Raw genomic sequence first — 18,864 nt, 5'->3', positions numbered from 1 at the left:
CATGACGCGGCAGGCCATTAAACACTTATGTTAAGTAGTTTCTCTAGCGCGATATGCTCTTTGCAGTTGGGGTGCTTTTTTAGCGTGTAGCGAGCGATATTGCGGCCGGTTTTGTCATCGCCCAAGTGCTCTATCAATGTTGTAGCGGCCAATAGATATGCGGCGGGTAAATGCCGATCGTTGGGGTACTGGGCGTGAAAATTGTGCAGCAACCGAATCCCATTGCGGTAGTAACCTTGCTCTACCATTAATTGCGCCAGGGCCAGAGCGGTACTGCTTTTGCCAAGCTTAAAACTCGCAAGCCGGGTCTGCACGTCCAACACGACGCCGACTGCCCGCGCGGTTTGGTGCTGAGCCATATGTAACTCCACTAAATAGTCGGCGTGATTGGCCAAGGCTGTGTTATCGTCGAGCAACATAAGCAGTTTGTGGTAGCGATTGTGTAACTCAAGGTCATCGTGCACTGCGTCGAGGGCGCGGCGTAAGCTTTGGCGCGCATCATTATATTTTTGATCGCTGATGAGTACCGCTACCTCGCCCAAGGCGCGGGCTTTGATAAAATCCGTTTCGCTTAGCGCTTGGTCATCTTCTATATCTGTGCGGTAGCCCAGTTCGTGTTGGTATTCAAACAATACATAGCCGAGCATGGTGTAAAGCATGATGCTGAAATAAGATATTAAAAAATTAATGAACATTAAGGTGGGCATGCCCGGCGGCGCACGGTCGGCGTTATTGCCTACAATAAAGTCGGCCAGAATATATGGTCCAATGGTAATAGCTTGCGAGCAGAGCCAAAGCAGTAAATAGGGCCAGCCGATGGTCAGCATTAATGAGATCAACGCCATTGGATTGAGTGCGCGACGTACCGACTTTTCGACTGCCAGAACCATAATGCTGGCCGGCATGGCGAGTGTTAAAAACCCCATCACGAGTAAACCAAAGCTTGGGGCAATGCCGCTGGCAAAGGTTATCGCAGCACCCATGGCAATGATTAAAACCATTTGTCGCAAAAATAAATGCTCAGAATCGCCGGTAAGAACTTGGCCAAGCGTGGGGGCTGTGCACTTACCTTGGCCGCGCTCATTGATGATGGCGAAACCATATTTTATCAAAACCGCTAGACTGAATAAGCCGGCGACTAAACCGATTAAACCGTCATTGATAAAAGTGTTGAGCAGCGTCAACAGCCCAAGCACCAGCAGGGTTTGCGATTGTAGCGGGTAGGCAAAAAAGTGGGGCAGTTGTTGCCAAAATGGTTTGGCATCGGTGGCGTTGCCTAAGTAAGTCAGAGAGTGGGTGCAGCGGATGCACGCCGGATCATGGCGACCCCAGTGTGTGCTGTGACCGGCTGGAATGCAGCGTTCCCCGTATAGTGTGCTGCACCGGGGGCAGCGCCATAGGGCAGGGGTTTCGGGAAAGAACTGACATTCCAGTTTTGCCATTACTAACACTCCATGTGGGCGCAACGGGGGCGCTGATAGGTGCGTGGCCACCGCGTTGGCTGTTACTAACTATATCTGTTACGTTGCGCTGCATCGTTATGGCCGAAAGGCTGCCATAATGACGTTGTTACTGCTGCTGTTTAGTGCTCGTCCGCCTGGTTCGATAGTCGCTCACTGATATGGTAGCGCGGGCGTTTTTTTATTTCGGTATAAAGTTTTGCCAAGTACTCGCCAATGACCCCAAGGCTCAGTAGTTGTACGCTGCCGATAAACAACAGTGGCAAAAGAATAGACGTCCAGCCAGGGATGGCGTTATCGGTTAGTAAGCGGGTGGCGAGCACCCAGAGCAACGTCATCAACGACAGCGCGCTGGCGGTAATGCCGAGTAAAGTAATAGCCCGCAGCGGTGCGGTAGAAAAGCTTGAAATACCGTGCCAAGCCAGCGATAACATTTTGCGCAGCGGGTATTTGCTTTCGCCGGCGGCGCGGCTTTGCCGGTCGTACTCAACCACAGAGGATGCAAACCCCACTTCGCGTACCATGCCCCGCAAAAATAGCTGGCTCTCGGGGTATTCCAGCAATGCGTTTAGTGCGCGGCGGCTCATTAAGCGAAAGTCGGCGTGGTTAAACACTAAGTCGACGCCGAGCTTTTTCATGACGTGGTAATAACCTTCGGCGGTCAGACGTTTAAATTTTGTGTCTGTGTCCCGTGCGGCGCGCACGCCGTAAACAACTTCGCTGCCGTTGTGATAGGCATCGACCATTTTTTCGATGTTAACCGGGTCGTCTTGCAAGTCGGCGTCGATACTGACCACCATATCCTCAGAGGTGCTGGCAAGCCCAGCCAATAGCGCATTTTGATGGCCTTTGTTGCGAGACAGACGGATCGCCACAATTCGCCCTGGGTGGGCTTTGCTGGCATCAGCCAATTGTTGCCAGGTATTGTCGCGGCTGCCGTCATCGACAAAGTACAGTCGCGAGGCTGGGCTGACTTTGTCGGCGTTAATAAGTGTATCCAGCGTTTGCAGCAGCACGGGAATACTGGTGGGCAGCATTTCTTGCTCGTTATAACAAGGCGCGACTATGGCAAGGGTTTTGTCAGACATAAGGCTATTTATAAATCCAGTATTTGTGCAGCAAAAAGTTGCTTATTAACGTAATGACTGTCGCCACGCATTGCGACAGCAAATAGTGCGGCATAACCAGTTCGGCGCAATAAAACACCAAGGTATTAATGCACAAACCGATGATTGCGGTAACTGTAAACCGACTTAATGTTTCAAGGTGGCACTTGTCGGATTGAAACGTTAGGTAATAATTGGCCAGATAGTTAAAAAGTGCCGATATCGTAAACGCCAGTGCTGAGCAGGCAACGGTGTTAAGCGGGGTCAACTCAGCTAGCAGGATCAGTAACAGGTACTGGAATCCGGTAGCCGCTGCACCAACCATCGCAAAGCGCCCAAACTGTGAGTTTAGCAACTGTCGTATTCTGCGGGGCGTGGTTTGTATGTTTATAGGTGTTTCCACCTAAACGTCTCCTAAACTGTGCAGGCAAGGCTTGGGTTTATGGTCAGACTCATTGTGCCATCAGTACGTTTTTGTATTATTGCGTCTTATTCTGGTAAAGCGTTTCTGGACGCGCTCTGTCTGTGGCAGTTATATTAGGGGTCAGTTTATACCATACCCTGCTGTTAGACGCAGGTGTGGTGTACTATTTTTTGCTAAGAGGTGATGTATGGCGCAACCAGAACCGGGCCAGCAGCTCGACCAGCTTATTGGCCGATTGCATGAATTATTTGCCGACGATCGTGAAAGTGATGCGCAAAAGCGCTTGATGAGTGAGCTGGATCGGCACACTCACGCGCGCGGTAGCGATGATGTGGCAGATCCTCGCCCGATAGAGACATTAGAGGCTATGTTGGGTGAGTATGAAGAAGAGCATCCGCAAGTTTCGGCGGTACTGGGGCAAATTGTAAATGCTCTGAAAAATATGGGGGTTTAAGGCTAATAGCGGGGCGGTGCTAAGCGGCACCGCTCGCAAAGTAGGTTTACGCCCAGCCGACGGCCGCCCGGGGGCGCTCAATATAGAAATATTCGGCACTGTTAGTCGCCGGGTGGTTGGCGTGACGCAAGTGGTGGTGGTCGGCACTAGAGCCCATGTATTCCCAGCAGTCGCTGCCGTTGATACACAGGTGGTCGCCGTCGTTCATGGGGTAGTACGCCAGCTCGTCCCACATTCTCGCCCACTCTGGGTGTGATGTATCCAAATATTCCATCGATTCTTCCCAGCTCTCAATCATTATCTCACCGTTCATTGTCAATGTTTCACGTTTGTTGTCAAGAGTGTTTCTTAACATGCTGAAAATAAATGATTTTATTGTTGTGGGTTAAGTTAAGTTCTTGTCTGCCTTGACGTTAAGTTGGGCAGTCTATACACATTTTTTAGACAATTCTGACGAGTCAATCGCAAATTGATAAGGAAAATTCTGGTTGACCTTAACCTTGGGGTAAGGTTTAAGGTGTGGTTAATCGCTTAATGGCATGCGCGGAGGTGTTACATGAATATTGGGCAAGCCGCTGAGGCTACCGGGCTTTCGACTAAATCGATTCGTTATTACGAATCCCAGGGGCTGTTGCAAGCGCAGCGCCAGGCGAATGGTTACCGCCATTATGACCGCGCCTGTATTCGGCGTCTGACACTGTTGTCGCGCGCCCGCAGTGTTGGCTTTTCACTGCAAGAGTGCGCCGAGTTGTTAGCGTTGTTTGACGACCAGAAGCGCCACAGTAAAGATGTAAAGCGCGCGGTACAGCACAAAATTGCTCAGCTGGATAAGCAACTCGATAATCTCACCCGGATGCGCAACACCCTAGAGGAGTTGGCCCACCGCTGTACCGGTGATGAAAAACCGCAATGCGCGATTTTAAGTGATTTGAGCGAGAGCGAGCGCCCGATGACTTTCACCCTGCTGGAGGATTCCCATGAGTAGCTGCTGCGGACCAGAAACACCGAAAAACGATGAGCAAAACACGGGCGATCATTGCGCCGGCGCATCCAAGCGCAAAATCGATTACTTACTGTGGGGGTCGCTGGTGTTGTGCGTGCTGTTTTATGGCGCCTATGCCCTGGGCTTTGCCGGCCCACAGTGGTTTGAGCACTTTAGCCACGGTGTCTTTGAGCTGTTAAATACCATGTGGTGGGGGGTGTTGTTTGGTATTTTATTTGTCGGGTTGCTGCACTATGTGCCGCAGCAGCTGGTTGTCTCGCTGTTGGGGCGCGGTGGTACCGTCACCGGTATTGTACGGGCTACGGCAGCGGGCGTACTGCTCGATTTATGCAGTCACGGTATCTTGATGGTGGGCATGAAGCTCTACCAAAAAGGCGCGAGTCTTGGGCAGGTGATGGCCTTTTTAATCGCCAGCCCCTGGAACTCGCTATCGCTCACTATCATTATGTTTGCTTTGATCGGCCCCAGTTGGACATTGCTGTTTATTGCCGTATCCATGGTGATTGGCGTAATTGCCGGGCTGGTGTTTGACGCTTTAGTAAAACGCCGGCGCTTAGATGAAAACCCGGCAGAGCAAGCTCAGGGCAACGAGCCTAGCGCGCCGCTTAAGTCACAGTTACGCGACTTAGGACGCAGTATTAACTGGCACCCCAGCGCTTGGGGCAGGGTACTGCTTGAGGGCGTAAAAGGCTCGCGTATGGTGGTGCGCTGGTTGCTGTTTGGTGTGCTTTTGGCCGCGGCCATAAGGGCGTTTGTCTCGGTGGATATGTTTCAGCAGTGGTTTGGCCCATCTATTGTTGGTCTGCTGCTAACCATGGTAGCGGCCACGATTATTGAGGTGTGCTCTGAGGGCTCAACCCCCATCGCCGCCGATCTAATGAACCGCGCTCGCGCACCGGGCAACAGTTTTATGTTTTTGATGGCCGGGGTGGCTACCGATTACACCGAAATTATGGTGATCAAAGACACCATGAAATCGTGGAAAACCGCGTTGTTTTTACCCCTGGTGGTACTGCCGCAAGTGTTGCTGGTGGCGGTGATTATGAACCTCTGGGGCGGAGCCTAGATTCGTCCCGGCGATAGTGCGCGCGGGGTTTTTAGGGTAGAATGCGCGCCTTTTAGACAGCAATATTAGGCAGTATTTATCCATGGAAATTAATCCGCATCTCACCGCATTAAAAGACCTTAAAGCGCGTACCGACGTGCTTAGGGGGTATCTTTGACTACGACACCAAAAAAGAGCGCTTAACCGAAGTCGAGCTAGAGCTTGGCGAGCCAGACGTTTGGAACGAGCCCGAACGGGCCCAAGCGCTGGGTAAAGAGCGCTCATCCCTTGAGGCCGTGGTAAAAACCATCGACGACTTGGATGCGGGTGTCGCCGACGGTGAAGAGCTGTTGAGCATGGCCAAGGAAGAGGACGACGAGGACAGCCTGAACGAGGTGATCGAGGAGATCGAGGCGCTCGATCAGCAGCTGCAAAAGCTTGAGTTTCGCCGTATGTTCTCGGGTGAGATGGACGAAAACAGCGCGTACTTGGATATTCAGTCTGGCTCGGGCGGCACTGAGGCGCAAGATTGGGCCGAGATGGTGCTGCGCATGTACCTGCGCTGGGGCGAGGCCAAGGGCTTTAAAGTGACCTTAGAAGAGGCCTCGGCCGGCGATGTGGCGGGCATTAAAAGCGCCACCATCCGCTTTGAGGGAGAATACGCTTTTGGCTGGTTACGCACCGAGACAGGTGTACACCGTCTCGTGCGCAAATCCCCGTTCGACTCTGGCAACCGTCGCCACACGTCGTTCTGTTCGGTGTTTGTCTCGCCCGAGATCGACGACGATATCGAAATCGATATTAACCCCTCCGATGTTCGCACCGACACCTACCGCGCTTCGGGCGCCGGTGGTCAGCACATTAACAAGACCGACTCGGCGGTGCGTTTAACCCACGAGCCAACTAATGTGGTCGTGCAGTGCCAAAGCGAGCGCTCGCAACACGCCAACCGCGATAAAGCCTGGAAGATGCTGCGTGCTAAGTTGTACGAGCTAGAGATGCAAAAACGCAACGCCGATAAACAAGCGCTGGAAGACACCAAATCGGATATCGGTTGGGGCAGTCAAATTCGCTCTTATGTGTTGGATGATCAGCGCATTAAAGACTTGCGCACCAGCGTGCAAACCAGCAACTGTCAAAGTGTGTTGGACGGATCGCTGGATCAATTTATTGAGGCGAGCCTTAAGGCCGGACTTTAATCGAATTTACACCTTTATTGATGGTGCCCCTATGAGCAACGAAAACACCCAAGCAAACAGTCAGGACGAAAACAAGCTGATTACCGAGCGCCGCGCTAAACTCGCCGCCATTCGCGAGCGCGGCAATCCGTTTCCTAATAAGTTTCGCCGTACCGACAACAGTGTCGATTTACAGGCAGCATTTGGCGACAAGGGCAAAGAAGAGCTAGAAGAGCTGGACCATCAGGTCACCGTTGCCGGCCGTATTATGGCTAAGCGCGGCCCCTTTATGTTGATTCAAGACGCCGTGGGTTCGATTCAGTTTTACGCCCATAAAGACGTACAAAAAGCTATTAAAGCCAGCGATGGCCAGTGGGATGTTGGCGATATTGTCGGCGGCACCGGCCCGATACATAAATCGGGTAAAGGTGATTTGTACGTGAATTTAACCGAGTGGACGCTACTGACGAAATCATTGCGCCCGTTGCCGGAAAAATACCACGGCTTGGCTGACCAAGAGACGCGCTATCGCCAGCGTTACGTGGATTTAATTATGAATCCCGAGGTGCGCGACACCTTCCGTTTGCGCTCTAAGTGTATTAGCTTTATTCGCAACTACTTAGACGGCAAAGACTTTATGGAAGTCGAAACGCCGATGCTGCAAGTGATCCCCGGTGGGGCCACCGCACGACCGTTTGTTACTCATCACAATGCGCTGGATATTGATATGTATCTGCGCATCGCCCCCGAGCTGTACCTTAAGCGTTTGGTGGTGGGCGGCTTTGAGCGGGTTTACGAGATCAACCGCAACTTCCGCAACGAAGGTGTCTCGACCCGGCACAACCCCGAATTCACCATGCTGGAGTTTTATCAGGCCTACGCCGATTACCATGATCTGATGAACTTGACGGAAGATATGCTGCGTAAGCTGTGCCAAACCTTAATGGGCAGCACCACCGTTGTATACCAAGACAGCGAGTACGATTTTGCCAAGCCTTTTGCGCGTATGAGCGTGTTTGACTCGATCTTGAAGTACAACCCAGATTTAACCGCTGCCGATATCAGCGACTTGGAGTCGGCTCGCGCCGTGGCTAAACAGCTCAAGGTGCCACTCAAAGACAGCTATGGTTTGGGCAAAGTGCAAATCGAAATCTTTGAAGCAACCGTCGAGCATCTGCTGGATCAGCCAACGTTTATCACTGAGTACCCCACCGAGGTATCGCCCCTGGCGCGGCGCTTGGACGATGACGAGTTTGTCACCGAACGGTTTGAATTTTTTATTGGTGGCCGCGAAGTTGCCAATGGCTTTAGCGAGCTAAACGACGCCGAAGACCAAGCGGAGCGCTTCAAGGCGCAAGTGGCTGAAAAAGACGCTGGCGACATAGAGGCCATGCACTATGATGCTGATTATATTCGCGCCTTGGAATATGGCTTGCCGCCTACCGCAGGGCAGGGTATTGGTATCGATCGCCTTGTGATGTTGTTTGCTAACGCCTCCACTATTCGCGATGTGTTGTTGTTCCCGCACATGCGTCCGGAGTAGGTTATGGCACTAGGCGCCAGTGTGTATAAAGTCAATTTAAATCTGTCGGATACCGACCGACATGTTTACCTTGATACTAAATTGACTCTGGCGCGCCATCCGTCCGAGACTGAAGAGCGCATGATGATCCGCTTGTTGGCCTACTGTTTTAACGCTTCGGACGATTTAACGTTTGGCAAAGGCCTCTCGACTGACGACGAACCCGATTTGTGGGAAGTTGACCCCGCCGGGGTGATTCACCAGTGGATCGAGGTGGGTCAGCCGAGCCTCGATCGCGTTAAAAAAGGCCGCTCGCGCTCGGGCGCGCAGCAAATATTCACCAGTGGCCGTGGTCGCGATCAGTGGTGGCAAGCCAATGCCGCCGAGTTTGCTAAGTTTCAGCACTTAACGGTACGACACTTAACCGAGAGCGAAATCACCGAGTTGGTAGCTCTCGCGGCCAAAAATATGACACTGTCGGTGTGTATTTCTGAGGGCAGTGCTTTTATCAGCAGCGACCAACACTCGGTTAATGTGACGCCGCTTAGCGAGTTGTCTTAATTATTTAAACGTAAGTAAAAAACCGACTATGAATATCGTAAACGTTACCGCAGAAAACGCTCAGCAACAGGTGATTGATGCCTCGTTTAACACACTGGTTATGGTCGATTTTTGGGCCGAGTGGAGCGAGCCCTGTAAAACACTGGTGCCACTACTGGAAAAACTTGCCAGCGAGTACCCAGGCGACCTAGTGCTGGCCAAAATCAATGCCGACAATCAGCAGATGCTCGCCTCGCAGTTTGGTGTGCGCAGCGTGCCTACGGTTATGTTGATTAAAGATGGGCAACCGGTCGATGGTTTTGCTGGCGCGCAATCCGAAAGCCAGATACGCGAGATGTTGGATAAGTATTTGCCTAAAGCTTGGGAGGCCACCCTGGGCCAAGCGCGCGCTTACCTCGATGAGGCAAGCTACAAAGAAGCGCTACCACTGTTGCGTCAAGCGTTAGAGGAGTCAAACCAGTTGCCGCAAATCGCCTCGCTGACGGCGCTATGTTACGCCGAGCTAAATCGTTTAGAAGAGGCCGAGGCTTTATTAGCAAATGTTAAGCTCGCCGAGCAGGACGATATCTATCAGCAAGCGACGGCCATGCTTGAGCTGAAAAAACAATCGGCTGGCTCGCCCGAGCTGGAAAAATTAGCTGAGCAACACGAACAAAACCCCGACGATCTAAACACCGCCTATGCCTACGCCGTGCAACTTAACGCTGAGGGCCAACACCGCCAAGCGTTAGAGTTATTGCTCGATATTTTTAAACGCGATCGCAGCTTTAACGATGGCGCCGCGCGCAAAGCTATCACCGATATTCTTGCCACTTTAGGCAAAGGCGACCCGCTGGCGGTGGAGTATCAGCGTAAGCTGTTTACCTTGTTGTATTAAAGGCATTTTATCGGGATAAAATTTTACTGCCAAAATGCGGTGGTCAAACGATTTACAGTTGTGCGGTTGTTTGTTTGCCTTCAGCCGCCGGGCGAGCGCGGCCCATTTTGTAATGCGACGAAAAACGCACCTAGACGCCTCGCCCTGACGATACTTGCGCAAATGTCCTATTTGCTAACCCCTTAAAATAAACCTGCACTTGGCCGGGCGCAGGGGGGCTACTGCGTAGATGGCTGGGCATGAAGTGTATCGTGTTTATTGGCCAGTATCTTCATGCCATGTTAAAAACTGATTTAACGTCTGAGAACTTAACGATAAAGGAAGCACCATGCGCCTGTGTCCGCTTATCATCGTCGTAATTATGATTGTCGGTTGTGGTCCGGCGCCGAGTTCGGCTACATCGCCCTCCGCGGGGCAGGCCGTTACACCCCCCGATTACGTAACGCTTAGCCCTAACAGCATTAAGTTTCGCCGGGGCGACCTGACGCTCAATATTAACCCGGCCGCTGGTGGGCGTATTAGCTCATTGCGTTTTGCCGGAAAAGAGCGGCTTATTACCCAGCGCGAGGCAAAAGGCAATAATTGGGGCAGCGTGCTTTGGCCCAGTCCACAGCAATCGTGGGGCTGGCCACCGCCTGCGACGCTCGACTCTAAACCCTATCAGGTGTCGGTGACCGAGACCGGTGTGCGTTTAAGCAGTGAGATAGATCCCGAGCTTAGGGTTTCTTTTACCAAACACTACCGCTTAGGGGATATTGCCAATACCTTGGTGGCCACTTACCGCATTACCAATCACGCCGATCAAGCGGTTACTTTGGCGCCTTGGGAGATTACTCGTTTGCCGGCCGCTGGCGCGGTGTTTTTTCCCACCGGTGAGACGGAACCGGTAAAGGGGCAGTTTGCATCTTTACCGTTAACCGCCGTAGACAACATTAGTTGGTTTGATTACCCGGCAAACGGCATTGGGCCCGATAACCACAAATTGATGACCGATGGTGAAGAGGGGTGGTTGGCGTATCACAATAGCGACTGGTTGCTGGTTAAAGTGTTTGATGATGTGCCGTCACAGTTAATGGCGCCGGGCGAGGGGGAGATTGAAGTCTACGCCAACGGTGAAAACACTTATATCGAGCTGGAACAGCAAGGCTTTTTAACCACCTTAATGCCGGGGCAAGCGTTGGCCTGGCACGTGGTGTGGGTGTGCGATCGCGCCGCCCCCAATACTGACCGAACCACCTTAATTAAGCGCGCTCGCACCTTGGCCGGCCGGGCCCGGACGTTATAAGTTTATTGATCGATACCTATAAAAAAAGCCCGGTGAATATCGCCGGGCTTTTTTATAGCTGAGTACGGTAAGGTACTGGCTGTTTTGCTTACATGTCCTTGTAGAGGTTGGCGTATTTAAAACCAAAAAACATAATGTAGACATAGCACAACGCTGGCAGTAAAAACGACAGTTGAATACCGATAGTGTCGGCCAGTACACCCTGCAACAGCGGGATAATCGCCCCGCCAACAATCGCCACACACAGCAGGCCAGAGCCTTGACTGGTAAATTTACCCAGGCGGTACAACGCCATACTAAAAATGGTGGGGAACATAATGGAGTTACACAGGCCCACCGCCAAGATCGACCACATGGCAATCTTGCCCTCAAAGAATACGGCAATCAACACCAAGGTAATGGCGGCGATGCAGTTAAAGGCGAGCACTTTGCCTGGCTGCACATGGCGCATTACCACAAAACCGATAAACCGCCCAATCATCGCGCCACCCCAATAAAAGCTCACGTAGGTGGCGGCTTGGTGCTCTTTTAAGCCTGCAATATTGCTCTCGCCTAAAAAGTTGACCAAAAAACTACCGATGGCAACTTCGCCACCCACATACATAAATAGACCAACAACACCGAGCATTAGATGAGTTTTGCTAAAAATAGACTCTTTTGCGGCGGGGTGTTCCAGCGCTTGCTCGGCGTCAGCAACCTCAGGCGTTTCGTCGTCGTGGGTAATCTTGGGCAGCTTTGCGAGCTTAAAAAAGATGGCCAACGCGATTAGCGAGCCGGCTAATACTAAGTAAGGCATTTGCACGGCAGCCGCTTCTTTGGCTTTGGCGGCCGCAGACTCCATCTCGGACATGGCCGAAGGGTCCAGTGCTTCACCGGCGGCGGCTAAAATCAACAGGCCGCCCAGCGCTGGGGCAATGGTAGTGCCCAGAGAGTTAAATGCCTGGGTAAGGTTAAGGCGGCTCGATGCGGTGCGCGCCGGCCCAAGTACGGTAACGTAGGGGTTGGCGGCCACTTGCAGCACGGTAATACCGGCGGCGAGAATAAAAAACGCGATCAAAAACACCGTGTAGGTGCTCATAGAGGCTGGGTAAAACAAAAAGCAGCCAAAGCCTGCTATTACAAGACCGGTAACCGCGCCGTTTTGATAGCCAATTTTACGAATCAGTGAGCCGGCTGGGAGCGATACCACCGCATAGGCAAAAAAGAAGCAAAATTGCACCATCATCGCCTGGGTGTAACTTAGGGTATAAACATTTTTTAAGTGTGGGATTAGCACGTCGTTCATCGCTGTGAGCAAGCCCCACATAAAGAACAAAATGGTGATGATAACCAGTGGGCCGGTATAGCTCTGGTTAGTATTGCCGTTCACCGTCTTGGCGCCGACACTCTGGGGGGCAGTTGCCATAAATACACCTCAAGGAAGATTGTTATTAAGTTTGCGTACGCAGTTACCGTTATTAGGGGGAGCAGGCCCTAATTATGTGCGTCAGGTGTGCCTTTATTGTCGCTATATTTTAGTTGCGGTACTCGATTTTTAGAGCTGTTACCGTTATTAGGCGAGCCTACTATAAAACAAACTGACAGCGCTGTCAGCCGGTTTGATAACAGAGCGCGACATTGGCGCTGAAAGGGCCCCATAGGGCAGAATGGGGCGATAGGGTAGAATGCAGCTTTTACTGTGGGAGTGACTTTTGGCCAAAGCAACCATTGACGATGTCGCCGCGCTTGCCGGCGTCTCCATGAAGACTGTCTCGCGGGTGGTGAATAAAGAGCCTAACGTGCGCGGCAGCACGCGCGACAAGGTTCAGGCGGCTATTGACGAGCTGGATTATCGTCCGAGTCAGTCGGCCCGCTCGTTGGCCGCCAACCGCTCTTACGTGTTGGGGCTCTTGTACGACAACCCTAGCGCCAGTTACGTGATTGATGTTCAAGATGGTGCGTTAACCACCTGTCGCCGCTCTGGTTACGATTTACTGATTCACCCTTGTAAACGCGATGCCGCTGAGCTTTTAGCCGAGGTCCTTGGGCTGGTGCGCCAGGGGCGGGTGGATGGGTTAATACTCACGCCGCCACTGTCGGATATGGCCGAGCTGGTGCAAGCACTGGTAAACGCCGATATACCTTTTGTGCGTCTATCGCCTACTGAGCACAAAGAAGCCTGCCCCTATGTACAGACCAACGATCAAGAGGCCGCGTACGATATGACCTGCCGGCTGATCGAGCTGGGCCATCAGCACATTGGTTTTATTATCGGCCACCCCGACCACCGCGCCGTTACCCAGCGCTACGCCGGTTATGTGGCAGCGCTTAAAGAAAATGATTTAACGCTGGATAAAAGCTTGGTCGTGCAGGGCTATAACTCGTTTGATTCGGGCCGGGACTGCGCCCGGCAGCTGTTGTCATTATCCGAACGCCCCAGTGCTATTTTTGCCAGTAATGATGATATGGCCGCCGGGGTGATCATCGAGGCGCACCACCGGGGTATTGTCATGCCTGCCGAGCTGTCGGTAGCCGGTTTTGATGATACTCCTGTGGCCCACCAAATTTACCCGTCCCTTACCACAGTGCGCCAACCTATCGCCGAGATGGCGGCAAAGGCGGTAGAGCTATTGCTAAAACAGCTTAAGGGCAAGTCGGTGCAGATGCCGGCGGCGATTATGAGCTGCCGAATATTGGAGCGAGAATCGACGGGAAAGGTGAAGCCGTGATGGTTTAAGGTGGGCCGAGGGGGTAACGGGCAGCTACACGCTGCTGGTGTTTTAATGAACGCTAATCTTTACAGAGACTTTTAACGCCTGTCTCCAGGCATTAAAGGCTGCGATCAATCAGCCCGCCTTCAATACCGGTATAACATCAGCCTCGGTTGTTCGCCGTAAATCCTCTGCGCCAATACAATAATTGGCGCAGTTCAGCATTGGCAAGCTCGCGTCTTGTTATCGCTTAATCACGTGAGCGACGCCTTTCTGGGTGTGTTGCCTTTCAGCCCCCAAATAAAGCCCGGTGGGTAAAAGTGCTAACGCGCCAGTGCCGCGCCTACCAATACCCCCCACATCGCCAATAGGCAAACCACACTGGCAAAAAACGAGCGCATACGCCAGCGCACTTTGCCGCGCAGGTGTAGCGTTGCTTGGGCAATGCGGCAAGCAACGTACAGCCACGCTAGTACCAGCATTAATGTGCCGGTTAGTTGAGTCACCATGGCGGTTAAGCAAGCCGCGTAAAACAAAATCGGCATTTCCAACAGGTTGTTGTAACAGCGCTGGGTGTAGACCATCATTGCTGGCAGTTGGTCGGTGGGGGTAGCGTAAGTTCTAAAGTGTTCTATGGGTACCTGGCCGCTTTTGATGGCCGATACCCGTGCTTTAAACATACGCAGGGCGACGTAAAATGTTAGTAGTACCATGGCCGCCATTGGGTAGATCATACAACCTCCTATCGGGTTTAGGCGCCTACATCACCTGGCAGGAATCGCTGGGCTCTGTTAATCGGCGCTAAGAGCACTATAATACCCCCTTTTCAGTTGGCGCAACCAGCGGGTTGCGCAGCGGCAGGCGGCCGCTCGATACTTATACAACAGGATGCAAGTCTATGATTATCAAGCCAAAAGTTCGTGGTTTTATTTGTATTAATGCCCACCCAGAAGGCTGCGCTGCCCACGTGCAAGAGCAAATTGACTACACTCGAGCTCAAGGTGAGGTGGTAGGTGGCCCCAAAAATGTACTGGTGATCGGCTGTTCGACCGGCTACGGTTTGGCGTCGCGCATTACGGCCGCTTACGGCAGTGGCGCCAAAACCTTAGGTTTGTGCTTCGAAAAACCGCCCACCGAGCGCAAAACGGCGTCTGCGGGTTATTACAATACCGCCGCGTTTCATGCTGCCGCCGAAAAGGACGGCCTGTACGCCCGCACCATCAATGGCGATGCCTTTAGCAATGAGATCAAAGCCGAGGCCATTGCCGCCATTAAAGAAGATTTAGGAAAGGTGGATTTGGTGGTTTACTCGCTGGCATCGCCGCGCCGTACCGACCCCAACACCGGCGAGACCTACAATTCAGTGTTAAAGCCCATCGGCGAAGGCTATACCGCTAAAAACCTTAATACCGATACCATGAAGATCGGCGATGTAACCGTTGAGCCCGCAAGCGATGAAGAAATTGCCAACACGGTTAAAGTGATGGGCGGCGAAGACTGGGAAATGTGGATGGACGCCTTAGCCGAGGCCGGCGTTTTGGCCGATGGCGCCAAAACGGTTGCTTATACTTATTTGGGCGACAAACTGACGTGGCCCATCTACGGCCGTGCCACCATTGGTAAAGCTAAAGAGGATCTGGATCGCGCAGCGGCGGCGATTGCCGAGCGTTTGACGGACAAAAGTGTAAGCGCGAATGTGGCGGTGCTAAAAGCGCTGGTGACTCAGGCGGCGGCGGCAATTCCCGTTATGCCTTTGTATATGTCTATCTTGTTTAAGGTGATGAAAGAGCAGGGCACCCATGAGGGCTGTATCGAACAGTTGCAGCGCTTGTTTACCGAATGTTTATACGCCGATAGTCCTCGTTTAGATGATGGCGGCCGCTTCCGGGTCGATAACAAAGAATTGGACCCCGCCACTCAGGCCGAGGTAGAGGCCATTTGGCCCCAGGTGACCGAAGAGAACCTAATGGAGCTTACCGATTACAAAACCTATCACGAAAACTTTTTGAAGTTATTCGGTTTTGGTTTTGACGGCGTAGATTACGATGCCGAGACTTCGCCTTTGGTATCACATAATTTCTAAGTGATCGTTTGATGTCGTTTATCTCTGCGGCGCGGGGCATTTTTTCACTGTTACTGTTTGTCTTGGTGACTTTGGCCATTAGTGCCCCGCTGATTAGTTTATCGTTGCTTAAGTTGGCGGCCTACCGTAGTCGTTATCGACCGCTGCTGACGCGCTGGCTGGATAAAATAGCCAGCGCTTGGATTACGGCTAACAATCTTCATCAGCGTTGGCTGTTGCCTACCCGTATTGTCTATCAAGGCCCAGAGCACTTGACCCGGCGGCAGTGGTTTATGTTGGTGGTTAACCACCAAAGCTGGGTTGATATTTTGGTGTTACTGCGGCTGTTTAACCGCGAGGTGCCTTACTTTAAATTCTTTTTAAAGACGTCACTGATGTGGATTCCAGTGCTAGGGTTGGCTTTCTGGGCGCTGGACTTTCCGTTTATGCGTCGTCACACCAAAGCGCAAATTGCTCGCGATCCAAGCTTAGCGGGCAAAGATTTAGCCACCACGCAAAAGCAGTGTGAGCGCTATAGCAATAAACCTGTGACAATTATTAGCTACTTAGAAGGAACACGCTTTACCCCAGCGAAACACCGCGCCCAAGGGTCGCCTTACCGGCACTTGCTTATTCCTAAAGCTGGTGGCTTAGCCTTTACTTTAACCGCCATGAATGGCCGTATTAAAACGTTACTCGATGTCACCATCCACTACCCCGGCGGTAGGCCCAGTTTTGTCGAGTATATTTGTGGCCGGGTAGGGCGCATAAATGTCCACGCTCGCGAACTGGCGGTGGGTAAAGATTTACTGGGTAATTACACTGAAGATGCCGAGTTTCGCACGCACTTTCAATATTGGATCAATCAAGTGTGGCAAGAGAAAGATGAGCGCTTAGAGGCGTTAACGCAGCGCGAGTTATCACATGAGAAGTAATGGTTTATGAGTCGTACCCGTTTTAGCGCTGCATTACTTAAGCCGCGTCATTGGCTGTCTTGGTTGGGGGCAGGCTTATGGATAGTGCTGGCTCAGTTACCCTATAAATGGCAGTTGTGGGTGGCGCGTCAGCTGGCCCCTTTGTTGTATTTAAATAAAAAGCGTATTAACTATGCGCGAGTGAACCTCGAGCGCTGTTTTCCCGAAAAATCAGACGCTGAGCGTGAAGAGCTGCTAAAGAAAAATACCGAATCTATGATGACCGCTGCCTTCGAAACCGGCATAGGGTGGTTTTGGAGTGCCCGGCGTTTACGTAAATTGCACACTATTGAGGGTGTCGAGCATATCCACGAGGCGCAACGCCAAGGCAGCGGTATACTGTTGTTAACCACACATTTTAGCACGTTGGATATTGGCAGTGCGTTTCTCGGGTGTAATGTTGAGTTTGACGGCCTTTATCGCCCGCACGGCAACAAAGTGTACGATTATATCCAGCGCAAAGGCCGAGAGTCCTATTGTAAAACCGGCGAGGCAATTCCGCGCGATAACATTCGCGGTATGATTGCCAAGTTACGCCAAGGGCGGGCGGTGTGGTACGCACCCGATCGCGATTTGGGGGCTAAAAACAGCGTGTTTGTGGATTTTTTTGGCGTGCCAGCCGCGACCATCACCGCCACCAGCAAAATCGTTAAGCTCGGCAGAGCAAAAGTAATTCCGTTTACACAGGTGCGCATGGACGATGGCTCGGGTTACAAGTTAACCATCCACCCGGCGTTTGAAAACTTCCCCAGCGGGGACGATATTGCCGATACTCAGCGAGTGTCGGATTTTATGGCCGAGCAAATCGCCAAATGCCCCGAGCAGTACTTTTGGGCTCAGCCGCGCTTTAAAACCCGTCCGCCGGGTGAGTCGGATTTTTACGAGTAGCCTGATCGCTACTCGTTCACAGGGTCCGTCTCTTTTGCCGCATCTATAAAGTGGCGGGCGATAAAAATCGCCAATTCGCCAAACTCCCAGAACTCACCGACTTTGCTGTTCATGCTGATCGCGATCGACATCTGATACTCTGGGATGACCATTAGCCAGCACTGGGCGCCGCGCGAGACACCGCCGTGATTGAGGTTGGTGGCCATGTAATCGTCGCCTTTATGCAGGCGCCAGCCGAGGGCGTAGTTTTGCGGGTTGAGTTCGCCGCTGCCGAGGCGCTGGGGCTGCCAGAAGCGCTCGCGAACATCAGTGGGAATAAACCCCGTATCCAGCCAAGCCGAACCGAGCTTTACCAAATCCGAGGGCGTTGAGACAAAGCCGCCGCCGGCGAGGCGGTGGCTCAGGTCCACCTGACGCCAGAGCTTGGCCCGATCACCCCGCTTCCAGTAAAAGCGGGCCATGGGCTCGCGGTGCTCGCCCGGGTCGGCGCCGGTGGCGTTCATCTGCAAAGGTGTCATTACCCGCTCTTGCATCAACTGCTGATAAGGTTTGCCGGCGGCGCTTTGCATCACCGCGCTGAGCAGCACTGTGCCGTAGCTTGTGTACTGAAAATCACTGCCCGGTTCAAACGCCAGCGGCGTGTCATCAAAGATGGCCAGTGAGTTTTCAACGTCCTCGTAGTGGGTTTGCAGCGCCATGATGCGGTAGAGGCCGGCCCACTCAGCGGTGTGCTTATACTCCACCAGCCCGGCGGTATGGGAGGCCAGTTGCCGCGCCGTGATGTTGTGCCACTGACGGTTGGGTAGCTCGGGCAGGTAGCGGGTAATCGGCGCGTCCAGCTCAACGGTGCCATCGGCCACAAGCTGGGCCAGCGCCGTTATGGTCAATGGCTTGGATACGCTGCCAATGCGAAAGCGTGTTTGCGGTGTCACGGCCACTTTGTTTTTGATGTCCGCCCAGCCGACAGCGCCAGCCCAAACCCGTTTGCCCTGAATGGCCACGGCGGCGGATAGCGCAGGCGCTTGTATCGCCTGACGATGACGGCTTATTTCCTTCAGTGACCGGGCGGCGGCTTGGCGATAAGTGTCGTCATCCAATGTGCTTGAGCTGGGTCCTTCGGTGGGTATGGTGACATAACCCCAGGCTGGCATAGGGGCATCGCCCTTGTAGGCGAAAAACTGATAGACGGGCCAGGCAAACCACAGGCAGGCGCCCAGTGGTAAAAGTACGGCAAGGGTAATGGTAATAAGGCGTTTGTGTGGCATAGAGTCCTCCTGTGTGGGAGGACGATTGTGGTTGGCGCGCACGGCGCCTGGCTCGCCGATTTTAAAAAAA

Annotated in this window: 19 protein-coding genes; 12 read left to right on the top strand and 7 right to left on the bottom strand. The window is 52.7% G+C overall.

Annotated elements, in window-relative coordinates:
* Positions 1 to 17 precede the first annotated feature (17 nt).
* The 3 genes from AACY82_RS13195 to AACY82_RS13185 all read right to left on the bottom strand — a co-directional run bounded on the left by AACY82_RS13195 (position 18) and on the right by AACY82_RS13185 (position 2,969).
* Positions 18 to 1,442 carry a DUF4013 domain-containing protein gene (locus AACY82_RS13195; RefSeq protein WP_339617298.1) on the bottom strand — a complete coding sequence of 475 codons (1,425 nt, stop codon included), beginning with the start codon at positions 1,440 to 1,442 and terminating at the stop codon, positions 18 to 20.
* 140 nt (positions 1,443 to 1,582) lie between these two features.
* Positions 1,583 to 2,548 carry a glycosyltransferase family 2 protein gene (locus tag AACY82_RS13190; protein ID WP_339617297.1) on the bottom strand — a complete coding sequence of 322 codons (966 nt, stop codon included), beginning with the start codon at positions 2,546 to 2,548 and terminating at the stop codon, positions 1,583 to 1,585.
* A 4-nt stretch (positions 2,549 to 2,552) separates the two neighbouring features.
* A complete protein-coding gene (locus tag AACY82_RS13185; RefSeq protein WP_339617295.1) occupies positions 2,553 to 2,969 on the bottom strand; it encodes a GtrA family protein in 417 nt (138 codons plus the stop codon).
* A gap of 208 nt (positions 2,970 to 3,177) precedes the next feature.
* Between AACY82_RS13185 and AACY82_RS13180 the strand changes: the two genes are divergently transcribed.
* Complete coding sequence (locus tag AACY82_RS13180; protein ID WP_339617293.1) at positions 3,178 to 3,444, top strand: DUF4404 family protein; 267 nt, start codon at positions 3,178 to 3,180, stop codon at positions 3,442 to 3,444.
* A 46-nt stretch (positions 3,445 to 3,490) separates the two neighbouring features.
* On the opposite strand, the gene AACY82_RS13175 is transcribed toward AACY82_RS13180, so the two are convergent.
* A complete protein-coding gene (locus AACY82_RS13175) occupies positions 3,491 to 3,742 on the bottom strand; it encodes a 4-diphosphocytidyl-2C-methyl-D-erythritol kinase (RefSeq protein WP_339617292.1) in 252 nt (83 codons plus the stop codon).
* A gap of 258 nt (positions 3,743 to 4,000) precedes the next feature.
* Here AACY82_RS13175 and cueR point away from each other — a divergent pair, with 258 nt between their 5' ends.
* The 7 genes from cueR to AACY82_RS13140 all read left to right on the top strand — a co-directional run bounded on the left by cueR (position 4,001) and on the right by AACY82_RS13140 (position 10,915).
* Complete coding sequence (cueR, locus tag AACY82_RS13170; RefSeq protein WP_339617290.1) at positions 4,001 to 4,429, top strand: Cu(I)-responsive transcriptional regulator; 429 nt, start codon at positions 4,001 to 4,003, stop codon at positions 4,427 to 4,429.
* Entirely contained in the window at positions 4,422 to 5,513 is a 1,092-nt protein-coding gene (locus AACY82_RS13165) for a permease (RefSeq protein ID WP_339617289.1), read from the top strand. Before cueR ends, AACY82_RS13165 begins: the two co-directional genes overlap by 8 nt.
* An 82-nt stretch (positions 5,514 to 5,595) precedes the next feature.
* A protein-coding gene (gene prfB, locus AACY82_RS13160; protein ID WP_339617288.1) for a peptide chain release factor 2 occupies positions 5,596 to 6,691 on the top strand; the annotation gives its coding sequence in 2 pieces (ribosomal slippage) (positions 5,596 to 5,667 and positions 5,669 to 6,691; 1,095 coding nt in all).
* Positions 6,692 to 6,722: 31 nt separating this feature from the next.
* A complete protein-coding gene (gene lysS / locus AACY82_RS13155; RefSeq protein WP_339617287.1) occupies positions 6,723 to 8,213 on the top strand; it encodes a lysine--tRNA ligase in 1,491 nt (496 codons plus the stop codon).
* A gap of 3 nt (positions 8,214 to 8,216) precedes the next feature.
* A complete protein-coding gene (locus AACY82_RS13150) occupies positions 8,217 to 8,753 on the top strand; it encodes a YaeQ family protein (RefSeq protein ID WP_339617285.1) in 537 nt (178 codons plus the stop codon).
* 28 nt (positions 8,754 to 8,781) lie between these two features.
* Positions 8,782 to 9,630, top strand: coding sequence for a thioredoxin (gene trxA, locus AACY82_RS13145; protein ID WP_339617284.1), 849 nt, complete (start codon positions 8,782 to 8,784; stop codon positions 9,628 to 9,630).
* Positions 9,631 to 9,958: 328 nt separating this feature from the next.
* Positions 9,959 to 10,915, top strand: coding sequence for a DUF4380 domain-containing protein (locus AACY82_RS13140; RefSeq protein ID WP_339617282.1), 957 nt, complete (start codon positions 9,959 to 9,961; stop codon positions 10,913 to 10,915).
* Between the two features lie 88 nt (positions 10,916 to 11,003).
* Here the strand turns inward: AACY82_RS13140 and fucP are convergent, their stop codons facing one another.
* Positions 11,004 to 12,320 (bottom strand): L-fucose:H+ symporter permease, encoded by a 1,317-nt coding sequence (gene fucP / locus AACY82_RS13135; RefSeq protein ID WP_339617281.1) that lies wholly within the window; start codon positions 12,318 to 12,320, stop codon positions 11,004 to 11,006.
* Between the two features lie 286 nt (positions 12,321 to 12,606).
* Between fucP and AACY82_RS13130 the strand changes: the two genes are divergently transcribed.
* A complete protein-coding gene (locus tag AACY82_RS13130) occupies positions 12,607 to 13,623 on the top strand; it encodes a LacI family DNA-binding transcriptional regulator (protein ID WP_339617280.1) in 1,017 nt (338 codons plus the stop codon).
* A gap of 305 nt (positions 13,624 to 13,928) precedes the next feature.
* Here the strand turns inward: AACY82_RS13130 and AACY82_RS13125 are convergent, their stop codons facing one another.
* Positions 13,929 to 14,339 (bottom strand): MAPEG family protein, encoded by a 411-nt coding sequence (locus AACY82_RS13125; protein ID WP_339617279.1) that lies wholly within the window; start codon positions 14,337 to 14,339, stop codon positions 13,929 to 13,931.
* A gap of 164 nt (positions 14,340 to 14,503) precedes the next feature.
* On the opposite strand from AACY82_RS13125, the gene fabV reads away from it, so the two are divergent.
* From fabV to lpxL, 3 genes are read left to right on the top strand one after another with little or no spacing between them, the layout of a single operon-like run.
* Positions 14,504 to 15,688 (top strand): enoyl-ACP reductase FabV, encoded by a 1,185-nt coding sequence (gene fabV / locus AACY82_RS13120; RefSeq protein ID WP_339617278.1) that lies wholly within the window; start codon positions 14,504 to 14,506, stop codon positions 15,686 to 15,688.
* An 11-nt stretch (positions 15,689 to 15,699) separates the two neighbouring features.
* A complete protein-coding gene (locus AACY82_RS13115) occupies positions 15,700 to 16,602 on the top strand; it encodes an acyltransferase (protein WP_339617277.1) in 903 nt (300 codons plus the stop codon).
* A gap of 6 nt (positions 16,603 to 16,608) precedes the next feature.
* Entirely contained in the window at positions 16,609 to 17,529 is a 921-nt protein-coding gene (lpxL, locus tag AACY82_RS13110) for an LpxL/LpxP family Kdo(2)-lipid IV(A) lauroyl/palmitoleoyl acyltransferase (protein WP_339617276.1), read from the top strand.
* Positions 17,530 to 17,537: 8 nt separating this feature from the next.
* Here the strand turns inward: lpxL and AACY82_RS13105 are convergent, their stop codons facing one another.
* A complete protein-coding gene (locus tag AACY82_RS13105; protein ID WP_339617275.1) occupies positions 17,538 to 18,794 on the bottom strand; it encodes a serine hydrolase domain-containing protein in 1,257 nt (418 codons plus the stop codon).
* Positions 18,795 to 18,864 lie beyond the last annotated feature (70 nt).

Source organism: uncultured Gilvimarinus sp. (genome assembly GCF_963972205.1).
Classification (GTDB): Bacteria; Pseudomonadota; Gammaproteobacteria; order Pseudomonadales; family Cellvibrionaceae; genus Gilvimarinus; species Gilvimarinus japonicus.
This window is presented reverse-complemented; position numbering and strand designations above follow the sequence as displayed.